The organism is Streptomyces luteolus, assembly GCF_029968015.1.
GTDB lineage: Bacteria > Actinomycetota > Actinomycetes > Streptomycetales > Streptomycetaceae > Streptomyces > Streptomyces luteolus.
In genome coordinates, this window is sequence record NZ_JASCIS010000049.1 from 48284 (window position 1) to 61870 (window position 13587).

The 13587-nt window shown below is 72.8% G+C and carries 13 protein-coding genes; 6 read left to right on the plus strand and 7 right to left on the minus strand.

The window, feature by feature from the left end:
• Positions 1-86: 86 nt before the first annotated feature.
• A complete protein-coding gene (locus QIT00_RS32400) occupies positions 87-1583 on the minus strand; it encodes an SCO1417 family PLP biosynthesis transcription factor (protein WP_282539033.1) in 1497 nt (498 codons plus the stop codon).
• 121 nt (positions 1584-1704) lie between these two features.
• On the opposite strand from QIT00_RS32400, the gene yczE reads away from it, so the two are divergent.
• The 4 genes from yczE to QIT00_RS32420 all read left to right on the plus strand — a co-directional run bounded on the left by yczE (position 1705) and on the right by QIT00_RS32420 (position 5180).
• On the plus strand, positions 1705-2373 hold the full coding sequence (gene yczE, locus QIT00_RS32405; RefSeq protein WP_282539034.1) for a membrane protein YczE: 669 nt from the start codon (positions 1705-1707) through the stop codon (positions 2371-2373).
• The gene (locus tag QIT00_RS32410) at positions 2370-3146 is read left to right on the plus strand and encodes a glycerophosphodiester phosphodiesterase (RefSeq protein ID WP_282539035.1); all 777 of its coding nucleotides are present in this window, start codon (positions 2370-2372) and stop codon (positions 3144-3146) included. Before yczE ends, QIT00_RS32410 begins: the two co-directional genes overlap by 4 nt.
• 48 nt (positions 3147-3194) lie before the next feature.
• Complete coding sequence (locus QIT00_RS32415; RefSeq protein WP_282539036.1) at positions 3195-4547, plus strand: MFS transporter; 1353 nt, start codon at positions 3195-3197, stop codon at positions 4545-4547.
• A 255-nt stretch (positions 4548-4802) separates the two neighbouring features.
• Positions 4803-5180, plus strand: coding sequence for an RNA polymerase-binding protein RbpA (locus tag QIT00_RS32420; protein ID WP_282512822.1), 378 nt, complete (start codon positions 4803-4805; stop codon positions 5178-5180).
• 176 nt (positions 5181-5356) lie between these two features.
• Here the strand turns inward: QIT00_RS32420 and fxsA are convergent, their stop codons facing one another.
• The 4 genes from fxsA to QIT00_RS32440 form a co-directional block, all read right to left on the minus strand.
• Positions 5357-5950, minus strand: coding sequence for an FxsA family membrane protein (gene fxsA / locus QIT00_RS32425; protein WP_282539037.1), 594 nt, complete (start codon positions 5948-5950; stop codon positions 5357-5359).
• Between the two features lie 105 nt (positions 5951-6055).
• Entirely contained in the window at positions 6056-6829 is a 774-nt protein-coding gene (locus QIT00_RS32430; RefSeq protein ID WP_282539038.1) for a polyprenol monophosphomannose synthase, read from the minus strand.
• Positions 6830-7335: 506 nt separating this feature from the next.
• The gene (locus QIT00_RS32435) at positions 7336-8991 is read right to left on the minus strand and encodes an amidohydrolase (protein ID WP_282539039.1); all 1656 of its coding nucleotides are present in this window, start codon (positions 8989-8991) and stop codon (positions 7336-7338) included.
• Between the two features lie 201 nt (positions 8992-9192).
• On the minus strand, positions 9193-9633 hold the full coding sequence (locus QIT00_RS32440) for an Lrp/AsnC family transcriptional regulator (RefSeq protein ID WP_282539040.1): 441 nt from the start codon (positions 9631-9633) through the stop codon (positions 9193-9195).
• Between the two features lie 385 nt (positions 9634-10018).
• Between QIT00_RS32440 and QIT00_RS32445 the strand changes: the two genes are divergently transcribed.
• On the plus strand, positions 10019-10456 hold the full coding sequence (locus tag QIT00_RS32445; protein WP_282539041.1) for a hypothetical protein: 438 nt from the start codon (positions 10019-10021) through the stop codon (positions 10454-10456).
• A gap of 28 nt (positions 10457-10484) precedes the next feature.
• Here the strand turns inward: QIT00_RS32445 and QIT00_RS32450 are convergent, their stop codons facing one another.
• Both QIT00_RS32450 and QIT00_RS32455 read right to left on the minus strand, forming a co-directional pair.
• Entirely contained in the window at positions 10485-11579 is a 1095-nt protein-coding gene (locus tag QIT00_RS32450) for a phosphotransferase family protein (RefSeq protein ID WP_282539042.1), read from the minus strand.
• A gap of 74 nt (positions 11580-11653) precedes the next feature.
• A complete protein-coding gene (locus tag QIT00_RS32455; RefSeq protein WP_282539043.1) occupies positions 11654-12775 on the minus strand; it encodes a hypothetical protein in 1122 nt (373 codons plus the stop codon).
• 213 nt (positions 12776-12988) lie between these two features.
• Between QIT00_RS32455 and QIT00_RS32460 the strand changes: the two genes are divergently transcribed.
• Positions 12989-13336, plus strand: a complete 348-nt coding sequence (locus QIT00_RS32460; RefSeq protein WP_282539044.1) for a hypothetical protein — start codon at positions 12989-12991, stop codon at positions 13334-13336.
• Positions 13337-13587 lie beyond the last annotated feature (251 nt).

The following is a 13587-nucleotide window of genomic DNA, read 5'->3' on the forward strand; positions in this document are numbered from 1 at the left end:
TTCCCGAAAGCACGGTGGCGCCGTCACGGGGGCCAGCCCCCGGACCCCCGCTCCTCAAACGCCGGAGGGGCTGATTTTCAGAAGGCTCACGCCACGAACGTCCGCGGCGCCTCCGCTCCCGTGCCCGCTCCCGAGGCCACCAGGCGGGCCGCGGCCGCCAGGCGTGCCGCGGCTTCGTCGGCCACGGCTCCGCCGACGGTGAACGGCAGCCGTACGTACCCCTCGAAGGCGCCGTCGACGCCGAAGCGCGGCCCCGAGGGGACCCGGACGCCGACCCGTTCGCCCAGCTCGGCCAGGCGTGAGCCGGAGAGGCCGCCGGCCCTGACCCACAGCGTGAGGCCGCCGCTCGGCACCTCGAACTCCCAGTCGGGCAGCTCGCGGCGGACGGCGGCGACCAGGGCGTCCCGGTTCTCCCGGGCCTGCCCGCGTCGGATGCCCACCGCCTCCTGCCAACCGCCCGTGCTCATCAGCCAGTTGACGGCGAGCTGCTCCAGGACGGGGGTGCCGAGGTCGGCGTACGCGCGGGCCGAGACCAGGCTGCGGATGACGTCGGGGGCGGCCCGCACCCAGCCGATCCGCATGCCCGCCCAGAACGCCTTGCTGGCCGAGCCGACGGTGATGACGGTGGCGCCGCCCGGGTCGAAGGAGCAGACGGGGCGCGGGAGTTCGAGGTCGTCGTCGAGCCAGAGCTCGGACATCGTCTCGTCGGCGACGAGCACCGTGCCCGCCGAGCGGGCCGCCTCGACAAGGGAACGCCGCTGGGTGTCGTCGGGCAGCGCGCCGGTTGGGTTGTGGAAGTCGGCGACGACGTACGCGAGCCGGGGCGCGGAGTCGCGAAGGACCTGCCGCCAGCGGTCCATGTCCCAGCCGCTCAGCCCCTCGGCCATGGCGACGGGCACGAGCCGCGCGCCCGCCTCCCGCATCAGCTGCAGGATGTTCGCGTACGACGGCGACTCGACGGCGATGCGCTCGCCGCGGCCGGCGAACAGATGGCAGATCGCGTCGATCGCGCCCATCGCGCCGGTGGTGACCATGATCTGCTCGGGCATGGTCGGGATACCGCGCGCGGTGTACCGGTCGGCGATCATCTCGCGAAGGGCGGGCAGCCCGGCCGGGTAGTCGCCGTGGGTGTGCGCGTACGGGGGCAGTTCCTCCAGGGCGCCCTGCACCGCGCGCGTGAGCCACGGTTCGGGGGCGGGCAGGGCTGCGCAGCCCAGGTCGATCATGGAGCCGAGCGCCTCGGGCGGCAGCGGTTCCAGGCCCCGCGCGGGCAGCGGATTTCCGGCCGGTACGGCGGTCCAGCTGCCGGCACCCCGGCGCGACTCCAGGAAGCCCTCGCTGCGCAGCGCCTCGTAGGCGGCGGCGACGGTGGTGCGGCTGACGTTCAGGGCGAGGGCCAGCTCGCGTTCGGCGGGCAGCCGGGCGGCGACCGGAACGCGGCCCTCCAGGACGAGCAGTCTGATGCCGTCGGCGAGCGCGCGGTAGGCGGCCGGCCTGCGGCCCGTGCCCGACGGGCGGTCCTGCTGCGAGGCGATCAGCCGGGCCAGCTGCCCGGAGCCCACCGCCGAAGTCCACTGCGCCATCTCGACCAGTCCACCTTCCTCGAATTGGCCATGGTTGGCTCTGCCGTACAGGCCACAGAGTGTCATGGGTCAGGCAACTGGCACCACAGCAACCCGGCGAAGAGCCCCACAGGAGCAGACCTTGTCCGAGAAACCGAGCGCACGCAGCGGCCGACTGCCGCGCCGCATCGTGCAGTTGTACGTAGGGCTCGCGCTGTACGGCGCGAGCTCCGCGCTGCTCGTGCGCGCCGGCCTCGGGCTCGAACCCTGGAACGTCCTCCATCAGGGCCTGGCCGAGCTGACCGGCCTGACCATCGGTGTCGTCTCGATCGTCGTGGGAGCCGCGGTGCTCCTGATGTGGATCCCGCTCCGGCAGCGGCCCGGCCTCGGCACGGTCTCCAACGTGTTCGTGGTCGGCCTCGCCATGGACGGCACGCTTGCCCTGGTCCCGGACGCGCACGCCCTGGCCGTACGCATCCCCCTCCTCGTGGGCGGCATCGTCCTGAACGGGGCGGCCACCGGGCTCTACATCTCGGCGCGCTTCGGGCCAGGGCCGCGCGACGGCCTGATGACCGGGCTTCACCAGGTCACGGGCCGCTCGATCAGGCTGATGCGGACCGCGGTCGAGGTCGCCGTGGTGGCCGTCGGCTTCCTGCTCGGCGGCACGGTCGGCATCGGCACTGTCCTGTACGCCCTGAGCATCGGCCCCCTCGCCCAGCTGTTCCTGCGGGTCTTCGCCATCCCCGCGGCGGACGGCGGCAGCACGGTGGTCGCCGGCGCGCAACCGAAGGGCGCGATACTGCGACGGTGAGCACCGTCCCGCAGCGCCCCCGGCACCCCTACCTCGACGCCCCGGCCCCGATCGCCTTCGCCCACCGCGGCGGTACGGCGGACGGCCTGGAGAACACCGCGGCCGCCTTCCGCCGCGCGATCGACTCCGGCTACCGCTATCTGGAGACCGACGTCCACGCGACGGCCGACGGGAGACTCGTCGCCTTCCACGACGCGACCCTGGACCGGGTCACCGACAGCGGCGGCCGAATAAGCGCCTACAAGTGGGCGGACGTGCAGCACGCGCGCGTGGCGGGCAAGGAGCCCGTCCCCCTCTTCGAGGACCTGCTCGAGGAGTTCCCCGAGGCCCGGTGGAACGTCGACATCAAGGCGGAGCCCGCGCTGCTCCCCCTGGTCGACCTGATCCGCCGCACGCGCGCGTGGGACCGGGTCTGCGTCGGCTCCTTCTCCGAGTCCCGCGTGGCCCGTGCCCAGCGCCTCGCGGGACCGCGCCTCGCGACCTCCCTCGGCACCCGCGGCGTGGCGGCCCTGCGCCTGCGCTCGTACGGGATCCGGGCCGCGCTGCGCCGGTCGGCGGTGTGCGCGCAGGTGCCGGAGGCGCAGTCCGGCGTACGCGTGGTGGACCACCGCTTCGTACGGACCGCGCACGCGCTCGGACTCCAGGTGCACGTGTGGACCGTCAACGACCGGGAACGGATGGCGGCGCTCCTGGATCTCGGGGTCGATGGCATCATGACCGATCATCTCGGGACGCTGGTGGAGGTCCTGAAGGAGCGCGGCGCCTGGGAGTGACAGTCCGGGGGACCCGCGACGGTCTACGGGGACGGCGAGGGGACTCGGGTGGGCGCGGACACCGTGCGGCCGAAGGACACCGGCGACGACGCGGAACGGCGGCGCGAGCAGCGCGGCTGGTACTTCTACGACTGGGCCTGCTCGGTCTACTCGACGAGCGTCCTGACCGTGTTCCTCGGCCCTTATCTGACCTCGGTCGCCGAGTCGGCGGCGGACGCGGACGGGTTCGTGCACCCGCTCGGCATCCCGGTCAGGGCCGGCTCGTTCTTCGCGTACTCGGTCTCCCTGTCGATCATCGTGGCCGTCCTCGTGATGCCGCTTGCGGGCGCGGCCGCGGACCGCACCGGCCGCAAGAAGCCCCTCCTCGCGGTCTCCGCCTACCTGGGCGCGGCGGCGACGGCCGGGATGTTCTTCCTCGACGGCGACCGCTACCTGCTCGGCGGCCTGCTCCTGGTCGTCGCGAACGCCTCGCTCGCCGTGTCCATGGCGCTCTACAACGCCTACCTGCCGCAGATCGCAGAGCCCGACGAACGCGACGCGGTCTCCTCACGCGGCTGGGCCTTCGGCTACGCCTCGGGCGCCCTCGTCCTGATCCTGAACCTGGTCCTCTACAGCGCGCACGACTCCTTCGGCCTGACGGAGGGGGCGGCGGTGCGGATCTGCCTCGCCTCGGCGGGGCTCTGGTGGGGCGCCTTCACGCTCGTCCCGCTGCGCCGCCTGCGCGACCGCAGGACCGCCGGTGCGGGTACGGCCGAGGGGCTCGGCGGCTGGCGCCAGCTGATGTCGACGCTGCGGGACATGCGCCGCCACCCGCTCACCCTCGCCTTCCTGCTCGCGTACCTCGTCTACAACGACGGCGTCCAGACAGTGATCTCGCAGGCCTCGATCTACGGCTCCAAGGAGCTGGGCCTGGACCAGACGACGCTCATCGTGGCCGTCCTCCTGGTCCAGCTGCTCGCCGTCGCCGGAGCCCTCGGCATGGGCCGCCTCGCCCGGGTCCACGGCGCCAAGCGGACCATCCTCGGCTCGCTCGTGGCCTGGACGGTGACGATCGGCGCCGGGTACTTCCTGCCCGCCGAGGCGCCGGTCTGGTTCTTCGTGCTCGCCGCCGGCATCGGCCTGGTCCTCGGCGGCACCCAGGCCCTCTCCCGCTCGCTCTTCTCGCACCTGGTGCCGCCCGGCAAGGAGGCCGAGTACTTCTCCGCGTACGAGATGAGCGACCGCGGGATGAGCTGGCTCGGGCCGCTGGTCTTCGGTCTGACCTACCAGCTCACGGGCAGCTACCGGGACGCGATCGTCTCGCTCGTGGCCTTCTTCGCACTCGGCTTCGTGCTGCTCGCACGGGTGCCGGTGCGGCGCGCGGTGGCGGCCGCGGGGAATCCCGTACCGGACCGGATTTAGCCCCGGAGGCCAAAGGCCGGTAGTGTACGCCTTTGGCCTGCCGGACGGACCGTTCCTGCGCGGTAAAGAAGGAACAACGCTGGGTGACATCTCCTTGCAGATGTGACAAACCGGGCGCTGGTGGGTACAACAAGGGGCGGCTACGACGGCGACGCATGACCCGGAACGGGAATCTTTACCGCCGACCGGACGTTGACCGGATGACGACGACAGCGACACCTGTCCTGTGGGCGACAAGCCCGGGAGGCACGATTCATGAGTGAGCGAGCTCTTCGCGGCACGCGCCTCGTGGTGACCAGCTACGAGACCGACCGCGGCATCGACCTGGCCCCGCGCCAGGCCGTGGAGTACGCATGCGACAACGGCCATCGCTTTGAGATGCCGTTCTCGGTGGAGGCGGAGATCCCGCCGGAGTGGGAGTGCAAGGTCTGTGGGGCCCAAGCACTTCTGGTGGACGGCGACGGTCCCGAGGAGAAGAAGGGCAAGCCCGCGCGTACGCACTGGGACATGCTCATGGAGCGCCGCACCCGCGAGGAGCTGGAGGAGGTCCTGGCCGAGCGCCTGGCCGTCCTGCGCTCCGGCGCCATGAACATCGCGGTGCATCCGCGCGACAGCAGCCGCAAGTCCGCGTAACTCCGCGTACGTAAAGCGACTACTGCACAGAGCGGTGGGCGCGAGCACAGGAATGTGCCCGCGCCCACCGCTCTTTGACGTACCCGGCGCCGGACGCGCGACAGCCGACGGCCCGGAGGGACGCGGTCAGTCCGCGCCCCTCCGGGCCGTCGTGCGTACGGGTGACGCGGCTCGGCTCAGCCGGTCAGCGGCGGGCGCGGGCCCTGGTCGCGCGCCTCGTCGGAAGCGGAGGGCGCCGAGGGTGCGTCGTCGCGGACGACCTCGCCCTGGACGACCTTGCCGCCGGGGCGGTGCATACGGGCCTGCTGGAAGGCGTTCTCGAACGTGCCCGGGCCGGCCTTGCTCATCCGGCGCTCCATGCTGCGCTCGACGCGCTTGGTCAGGACGCTGCGCACCGGCGGCAGCAGGAGCACCAGGCCCACGCCGTCCGACACCAGGCCCGGCATCATCAGGAGCAGACCGGCGACCATCGTCAGGGCGTTGCCGCCCGCGCGGGGGTTGCGCTCCGGCATCTCGCCGCGCTGCACCTGCTGGAGCTGTTCGGACCAGCCCTTGAAGGCACGGCGGCCCGCGCGCTTGATCACCACTCCGCCGAGCACGAGCCCGGCCAGGAGCAGCAGAAAGACAGTGAGCCCGCCCCACGCGGCGGACACCTGGGTGAGCAGCCAGATCTCCAGCACCATCCAGGCGGCGATGCCGAGAGGCACGTACCTGCGCAGCTTGGAACGCGGGGCCGGTCGGAGGGGCGGAGACGGAGTGCCGGTCGTCATGGTCCCAGTGTGCCGAATGCGCTGTGCGAGGCACATAAGTGGGGGCGCCCATTTCGGCGCCCCCTGGTGTCTCCGAATGTCTCCGAATGTCTCTGATGCCGAGCTTCAGGACTTCCGGCCGAGGATTCTGCCGATCTTGCCCGCCCGCTCCTCCACGCCCCACGCGGCGACCCGCCACAGCGCCTCCAGGGCGATGTCCCGGCTCATCTTGGAGTCGCCGTACTCGCGCTCCACGAAGGTGATGGGCACTTCGATGACGTGGTAGCCCGCCTTGAGGGCGCGGCGGGCCAGGTCGATCTGGAAGCAGTAGCCCTGCGAGGCGACCTCGTCGAGCCCGAGGCCCTCCAGGGTCTCCTTGCGGAAGGCCCGGTAGCCGCCGGTGACGTCGCGCAGCGGCACGTCCAGGAGGAGCCGCGAGTACAGGCTGCCGCCGCGGGAGATGAACTCGCGCGACTTGGGCCAGTTGACGATGCGTCCGCCCGGCACCCAGCGCGAGCCGAGCACCAGGTCGGCGCCCTTGAGCGCGGTGAGCAGGCGCGGCAGCTCCTCCGGCTTGTGCGAGCCGTCGGCGTCCATCTCGACCAGTACGCCGTAGCCGTTCTCGATGCCCCAGCGGAAGCCGGCGAGATACGCGGCGCCGAGGCCTTCCTTTCCCTTGCGGTGCAGGACGTGGACCTGGTCGTCCTCGGCGGAGAGCTCGTCGGCGAACTTCCCGGTGCCGTCGGGGCTGTTGTCGTCGGCGACGAGCACATGGGCCTCGGGCACAGCGGCTCGCACCCGGCTCACGATCGGCTTGATGTTCTCGGCCTCGTTGAACGTCGGAATGATCACCAACGCTGTGCCGAGCGGGCCGTACTGCCGCTGACCGCCGTCCTTCACTGTTGCCCCTTAAGTCCGTACGCAGATGCTCCACCATAGTGGGCGGGCCCTACTCGGCCGTAGGCACAGGGGGCGGGTGTCGGCGGAGAGCCACCACGGCGGCTGCGGATCGGGGCCCGGCGCCCTTCGGGCCGACCTGGGACCCGCTGGCTGCGGATCGACCGAAAGCCGTTGTCTACTGAGCGACCGGGCCCCACCCGGGTCACACCTGCCGACCGGACGGGACCTGCCTGCGCCCCCGAGGCGCGGGCGCTGGACCTGGCTCCCAGTGGTGGTGTTCCGGTGCGGCACACCACCCCATGGCCCAGCGGCGTCGACGACTGCGCGGAGGTATCCCGGTCGAACGTCCAGTGGTGGACCCGGCCGAACCTACCCGCCTCGGTCCGCCGTCTGTCAATAGCCGCCTGACCTGCACCGTTCGCCCAAGTCCCCTGTTCAGTGCGGAGGATACGCAGGTCGCGCGACCGCCCGGAGGGCCCCGTGCGGCGCCGTGCCGCTCCGGGACATCACCCGCCCGGCCGTACGAACACGGTCCGCCCGCCGACCACCGTCCGCAGGCAGAGCGGGAGTTCGGCTCCGGGGCTCAGATCGGGCAGTCCCGGCGTGCCGGAGCGGGGGTCGGTGGACCAGCGGGCGACGCGGTCGTCGGGGGCCTGGACCACCAGGTCGGCGGCGCGCCACACCGCGTAGTCCGCGGGCGCGCCGGGCACGAGCACGCCCGCGTCGTCCCGGCCCATGGCACGCCAACCGCCGCGCGTGTGGGCGGTGAAGGCGGCGCGTACGGAGACCCGGTGCTCGGGGGTCCGGTGGAAGGCGGCGGCGCGCACGGTGCCCCACGGGTCGAGCGGGGTGACGGGCGCGTCGGAGCCGAAGGCGAGCGGCACGCCCGAACGCAGCAGCGCCGCATACGGGTTGAGGGTGCGGGCCCGGTCGGCGCCGAGGCGGTCCGCGTACATGCCGTGCTCGCCGCCCCAGAGCGCGTCGAAGCCCGGCTGTACGGAGGCGGTGAGGCCGAACTCGGCGAAGGCGGCGACGGTTTCGGGGGTGAGCATCTCGGCGTGCTCGACGCGGTGCCGGGCGGCGCGTACCCGTTCCACGCCGAACTTCTCGGCGGCGGCGCGCATGCCGTCGACCACGGCGGTGAGGGCGGCGTCGCCGATGGCGTGGAAGCCGGCCTGGATTCCCGCCTCGGTGCAGGCCGTGACGTGGGCGGCGACCGCGGCCGCGTCGAGGTAGGCGGCGCCGGTGTGCGGGGCGTCGGCGTACGGCTCGTGCAGGCAGGCGGTGTGCGAGCCGAGGGCGCCGTCGACGAAGAGGTCGCCGGCCGCGCCGATCGCGCCGAGTGCCCGGATCCGGTCGGCGTCGGCGGGCGAGGCGACCTGCTCGGCCCAGTAGCCGAAGACCCGCGGGCCGGGTTCGGCGGCGGCGAGGCCGAGGAGCCCGATGAAGTCGCTCTCGGAGGAGATGGTGGGGCCCGCGCACTCGTGCAGGGTGCCGATGCCGAGGGACGCGGCGTGCCGCAGGGCGGCGCTCTGGGCGGCGGTGCGCTGCTCGTCCCCGATGGCGGCCTGGGCGGCGGCGCGTACGGCGTGGTGGGCGTCCTGGGTGAGCGGGGCGTCGGGCTCGTACCCGGGGCGTTCGGTGACGCCGGGGACGAGGTCGAGGAGCGCGGTGGTGACCACGGCGGAGTGGACGTCGATCCGGGAGAGGTAGAGCGGGCGTCCGCCGGTGGCCGCGTCGAGTTCGGCGCGGGACGGCGGGCGGCGCTCGGACCAGCGCGCCGCGTCCCAGCCGTGGCCCAGCAGGACCGGGTCGTCGGGGTGGGCGGCGGCGTGGGCGTGGACGAGGGTGAGGGCCTCGTCGAGGCCGCGGGCGCCGGAGAGGTCGAGTCCGGTCAGCGCGAGGCCGGTCGCGGTGGTGTGCACGTGGGCGTCGGTGAACGCCGGGGTGACCAGGGCGCCTTCGAGGTCGACGACTTCCTGGACGCCGTTCGCGAAGGCGTCGGCGGCGCCTTCGGAGCCGACCCAGGCGATGTGGCCGCGCTCGACGACCATCGCGGTGGCGAAGGGGTCGGCGGGGCTGTGGATGTCGCCGCCGCGCAGCAGAACGGTGCGGTGGCCGTCGTCGTCGGCGGCCGTGGAGGGGGTGGTGCGCTCACTCATGGGGTCCAGTCTCGCGCTTGCCTCGCGGGGGCGGGCGCAGGGGGTGCGGGTCAAGGTCCGCGGACAGCCTCGGGGCTTCACCTCCGGACCCCCGGGCCGTGTCTCGCCTGCCGGTCCGCTGTGGCTGGGCGCGCCCCGCGGCGAAGCCGCACATGTCACGGCCCCGCGCCCCTGAGAGCGCGGCTCCGCCGAGCCCCCTCCTCAGATACGCGGCGGCCGTGCCTCGTACGGCGTGGAGAGGACCACGGTCGTACGGGTGGACACCCCGGCGAGGGAGCGGACGCGGCTGAGCAGGTCCTCCAGTTCGAGCGGGGTGGCGACGCGGACCTTCAGGATGTAGTTCTCGTCGCCCGCGACGCTGTGGCAGGCCTCGATCTCCGGGACGCCGGCGAGGCGTTCGGCGATGTCGTCGGGGGCGCTGGGGTCGAACGGCTTGACCGAGATGAACGCCGTCAGGGGCAGGCCGACCTCCTCCGGTTCGACGACGGCCGCGTACCCACGGATGACTCCGCGCTGTTCGAGCCGGCGCACGCGTTGGTGCACCGCCGACGTGGACAGGCCGGTGGCCTTGCCGAGGTCGGTGTAGCTCATCCGCCCGTCCTTGACGAGCAGCTGCACGATCTGACGGTCGAGCTCCTCCATGCCCTGAACTTACAGGGCGGTGATCCCCTGGGACACCCGGCGTCCGCTGGGCGGATGGTCGGCGCGGGGAAGGGCCCGAAGGGCGCGGGGCGCGCGCGGGACCGGAACGGCAGTCGTGGTGCGCAACTGCCCACCGCCCAGCGGCGTCTGACCGGAAGACAGAGATCAAGGGCTTCGTCGAGCGCCGGTCCGTCGCGCGGACCACTCAGCGGACACCGGATTCCACACCCCGGACAACCGCACCTGCGGCCGGCATGTGACGAAGACCACAGGTTTATGGGCCGGGTCCGCACAGTGGACGCGATTACCCGCACGGCGAGACGGGCAATGCTTGCTGTGGCCGAGGCCACAGCGCCCGGCCGGCCCACCCGAGGGGGAGAGTCCCATGCAGAGTGTGAAGCGCCCTGGCCGCACCGCCCGGAACCGGCAGCAGCCGGTCGTCGAGCCCGTATCGGAGGGCGTCGAACCCGGCGCCGCCGGAGCCGACGACTCGTTCGACGCGTACGACACGTTCGAGATGTACCGGGTGATCTGCCCGGACTGCGCTCAGCCCATCGCGCTCCTGGCGGACGAGGACGTCCTGCCCGAGCACGCCAAGTGCCCCACGCCCTGGAACCCGTTCGGGCTGCAGGTCTGCTCCGGAACCGGCCGCTCCGCCGTCGGCGCCCGCCCCGCCGACGAGAGCGAGGAGGCCCAGCAGCAGGACACAGCACTGCTGTTGACGCTCCCTCAGGGACTCGACTGGCGCACGCAGCCCTTCTCCCATGTCGGCGGCCCCGGCTCGCGGCCCATCAAGGTCCCGCAGCTGCACCGCGCCGCCTGAGCGACGCGGTCCGGCGCCTGACGCCCGCTCAACTCCAGTAGCTGCCCTGCACCATGGCCGCGAGGCTGTCGTGGTGCAGGATCAGCCGGTCCGGGTCGTCGGGCACGGCCGCCTCGCCGAAGTGGACCTGGCGGTACGCCACGCGCAGCATGACGACGGCGTGCCGCAGGGCCGCGTACAGCGTGTAGAAGTCCATGGCGCGCGGGATGTGGCCGGTGAGCTGGGCGTAGCGGGACTCGATGCGCTCGCGGCGCAGGAAGTCCGGCAGTCCCGGCTGGCCGAAGGACACGGTCAGGTCCTGGAAGAAGCGGTGCAGATAGATCGTCCAGCCGAGGTCGACCTCGCGCGGGGCGAGCGCCGCCATCTCCCAGTCGAGCACGGCCGCCGGGGTGAAGCCGTCGTAGATGATGTTGCCGATGCGGGCGTCGCCCCAGTTGAGGACCGGTGTGCCCTGGTCGTCCGGCCACAGCTCCTCTAGCCGGTCGAAGGCGCGCTCGATCAGCGGTGAGCGCGGCCGGCCATCCACCACCCAGGCGTAGTAGGCCCGTTGGGCCTCGACATGCCGCCGCAGCGGGCTGCCGTCGCCCGGCGGTTCCAGGTGGCGGGCGTGCTCGACGGGGAAGCGGTCGTGCAGCCGCGCGATGATCCGCAGCGTGGCGTCCTCCAGGCCGGCCCGCTCGGCGTCGCTCGCGGAGTGCAGCCAGTTGCCCTCGTACGTGTAGGGCATGACGTCGGGCGGGACGCGCCCCTCCTTCCGCTCCATCACGAAGAAGGGCGCGCCGAGCGGACCGGGGTCCTCCTCCAGCCACAGCACGCGCGGCACGGGTATCCCGGTGTGCTCGGCGACCAGGCGCATGGTGTCGTACTGCCGCTTCATGTCGTACACCGGGAAGATCGTGTACGCGTCCGGGTCGGCGGCGAGGCGCAACGCGCAGCTGCGCAGGGGCGGTTCGGGGTGGTCGAGGTCGAAGAGGAGGGTCTCGCTCGACATGCCGTTGGACTCCGGTACGGAGACTCCGGTGGCCCTCGCGCCGGGCAGGCGGGTGTCCAGCCAGGCGGTGAGGCGGCGGGTGAGCTCCTCCGGGTCGCGGGTGGTGGTGCGGGGCCGGGGTGGCGTGGCCATGGCCGAACTCCCTCAGCTTGTGGGCCTGTTGGCGGGGCAGGCGAGAAAAGTGATGACACACTGAGACATCAAATTCACGAGGCCACCGAGTCGAAGCCGGTGAAGCCGCTGGGGTCGTGGCGGCCGAAGCTGCCGTGCTCGAAGATCCCGTGGCCGATCCGCCCGTCGAGGGTGAAGCGCGCGGCGTGGTCGGTCACTCCGTACGCGGCCAGCGGGTGGGCGGACGGGTCGGACAGGTCGTAGCTGCGGCGGTCGGTCCAGCCGCGGCCGCGCCAGGTGCCGTGCTGCCAGTCGTCGGCCGGCGGGTATCCGGCGCCGATCGCGAGCGGCGACGAGGCCAGGACCCGCACGCCGAGTTCGAGGGGTTTGCGGGCCGGGTCGGTCAGGTGGATCACGGCCCGTTCGGGGTGGCGGGTGCCGGGGCGGTACGTGATGTCGGCGTGCGGCCAGCCGAGTTGGACGTCCCGCTGCCCGTTGCGTACGAGCAGCGCCTCGTTGAGGGAGCGGTGCCCGTCGGCGTCCTCCTGGACGATCACCATCAGGAACCGGTCGTCGAAGACCGCCGGCGCCCAGAGCCAGTGGAAGCCCTCCGTCCGGTGCTCCTCGGCGCCACGTCCGCCGTCCTCGCCGGGGATCGGGCGGACGCCCCAGCTGCGGTCCCGGGTCGCCGTCCACTCCCCCGGCGTGACCGCGATCTCCTCACCGCCGACCCGGATGGTGCCGCTCGGCCGTCCGGCCTGCACGAAGCGACGGCCTTCCAGGGTGAGCCGGTCGCCGCGCCGCTGGGTGTGGTGGGGTTCCCAGACGGCCGGGAAGTCGGCGTTCCACTCGATGTCGTACGCGAGGGAGTCCGGCCCGTCGGCCGCGCAGCGCAGGCTGATGCGCTGGAGCGGGCGGTCGATGGTGAGGCTGAGGGGGCCGACGGCGAGCTGGTTCATGCGGTCGTCGCCGAGCGCGTCCGAGGCGCGTACGGCATGCAGGGTGTCGCCGATGCGCAAGGTGGCGTAGGCGTCGATCACCCCGGTGTTGGGGTACACGCCGAGGCCGAGGATGAGCAGGGCCCGGCCTTCGTGGTCGAAGACATGGAAGATGCAGCGGTCGTAGGCGTTGCGGTCGCCGGTGGCGACGTGCTTCATCGACAGCGGGACCTGGTGGACGGGGTACTCGTCGAGCGGGACGGGACGGTCGTCGGCCATGGCTCGCCTCCCTGGACGCACAGCGATGGGCGTCGCACGGAGGGGTGCGGCCCCCGGCGGCGCAGATGACGGTACGTCAGATGGGCGGCGTGGGGCCAGAGTCGTGCCGGGGTGCGGGTGCGGGGTTGGCCGGTCGGGGCAGGGTCACGGCCTGAACTGACGCCCGAATCCCCGGGGCGGTGACTCTTGGGGCATTTGTGACGTTGGCCGGTCATGACCGCCTTGCATGAGACGATCGGCCGGCGCCGACGCACCCTCTACGTCCCCGCTCCTGGAGAATCGGTTCAGCAGGCGCCGCAGGCCGCTGACCAGCTGGGCCTGCGGCCGTCGGATCCGCCGATCTACCGGGCGATGATGCGGGCGTGGGCGGGCGGGGGCAAGACGCTGCCGGGGCGCCGGGATCCGGAGTGGGCGCGGCTCGCGGCGCCGACGGTGCGCACGGGGCAGTTCGGCTCGACGACTCCGTTCAGCGCGCATCCGATGCAGCCGTCCCCGAACGGCCAGGAGGCGTACTTCGGCGGGGAGGCCAGGGTGGCGCTGCCTACGCGGCTGGAGGACTGAGCTGCATCGGTCGGGATCGGGCGGGGTCGGTCCGGTTCGGGCGGACGGGCGGCGCCGTCGGGAGGCGGTGGCTCTCGACGGCGCCGACGTCGGGCGGTGGTGGCGTCGGTTGGTGGTGGGGTCGGGCGGACGCGTCAGGCAGTGGGGCGGGCAGTGGTGACGTCGAGGCCGGGGGCTAGGTGGGGCGGGCAGTGGTGACGTCGAGGCCGCGGGCCAGGCGGGGCGGGCAGTGGTGACGTCGGCGCCGGGGG

Bases quoted from the DNA above. Each gene is read 5' to 3' on its own strand.
- QIT00_RS32440 (WP_282539040.1), bottom strand. From the start codon at position 9,633: ATGGAGGAGCTCGACCGTCAGATCGTGCAGCTGCTCGTCAAGGACGGG.
- QIT00_RS32435 (WP_282539039.1), bottom strand. From the start codon at position 8,991: ATGAGTGAGCGCACCACCCCCTCCACGGCCGCCGACGACGACGGCCAC.
- QIT00_RS32450 (WP_282539042.1), bottom strand. From the start codon at position 11,579: ATGGCCACGCCACCCCGGCCCCGCACCACCACCCGCGACCCGGAGGAG.
- QIT00_RS32455 (WP_282539043.1), bottom strand. From the start codon at position 12,775: ATGGCCGACGACCGTCCCGTCCCGCTCGACGAGTACCCCGTCCACCAG.
- fxsA (WP_282539037.1), bottom strand. From the start codon at position 5,950: ATGACGACCGGCACTCCGTCTCCGCCCCTCCGACCGGCCCCGCGTTCC.
- QIT00_RS32420 (WP_282512822.1), top strand. From the start codon at position 4,803: ATGAGTGAGCGAGCTCTTCGCGGCACGCGCCTCGTGGTGACCAGCTAC.
- QIT00_RS32400 (WP_282539033.1), bottom strand. From the start codon at position 1,583: ATGGCGCAGTGGACTTCGGCGGTGGGCTCCGGGCAGCTGGCCCGGCTG.
- QIT00_RS32445 (WP_282539041.1), top strand. From the start codon at position 10,019: ATGCAGAGTGTGAAGCGCCCTGGCCGCACCGCCCGGAACCGGCAGCAG.
- QIT00_RS32460 (WP_282539044.1), top strand. From the start codon at position 12,989: ATGACCGCCTTGCATGAGACGATCGGCCGGCGCCGACGCACCCTCTAC.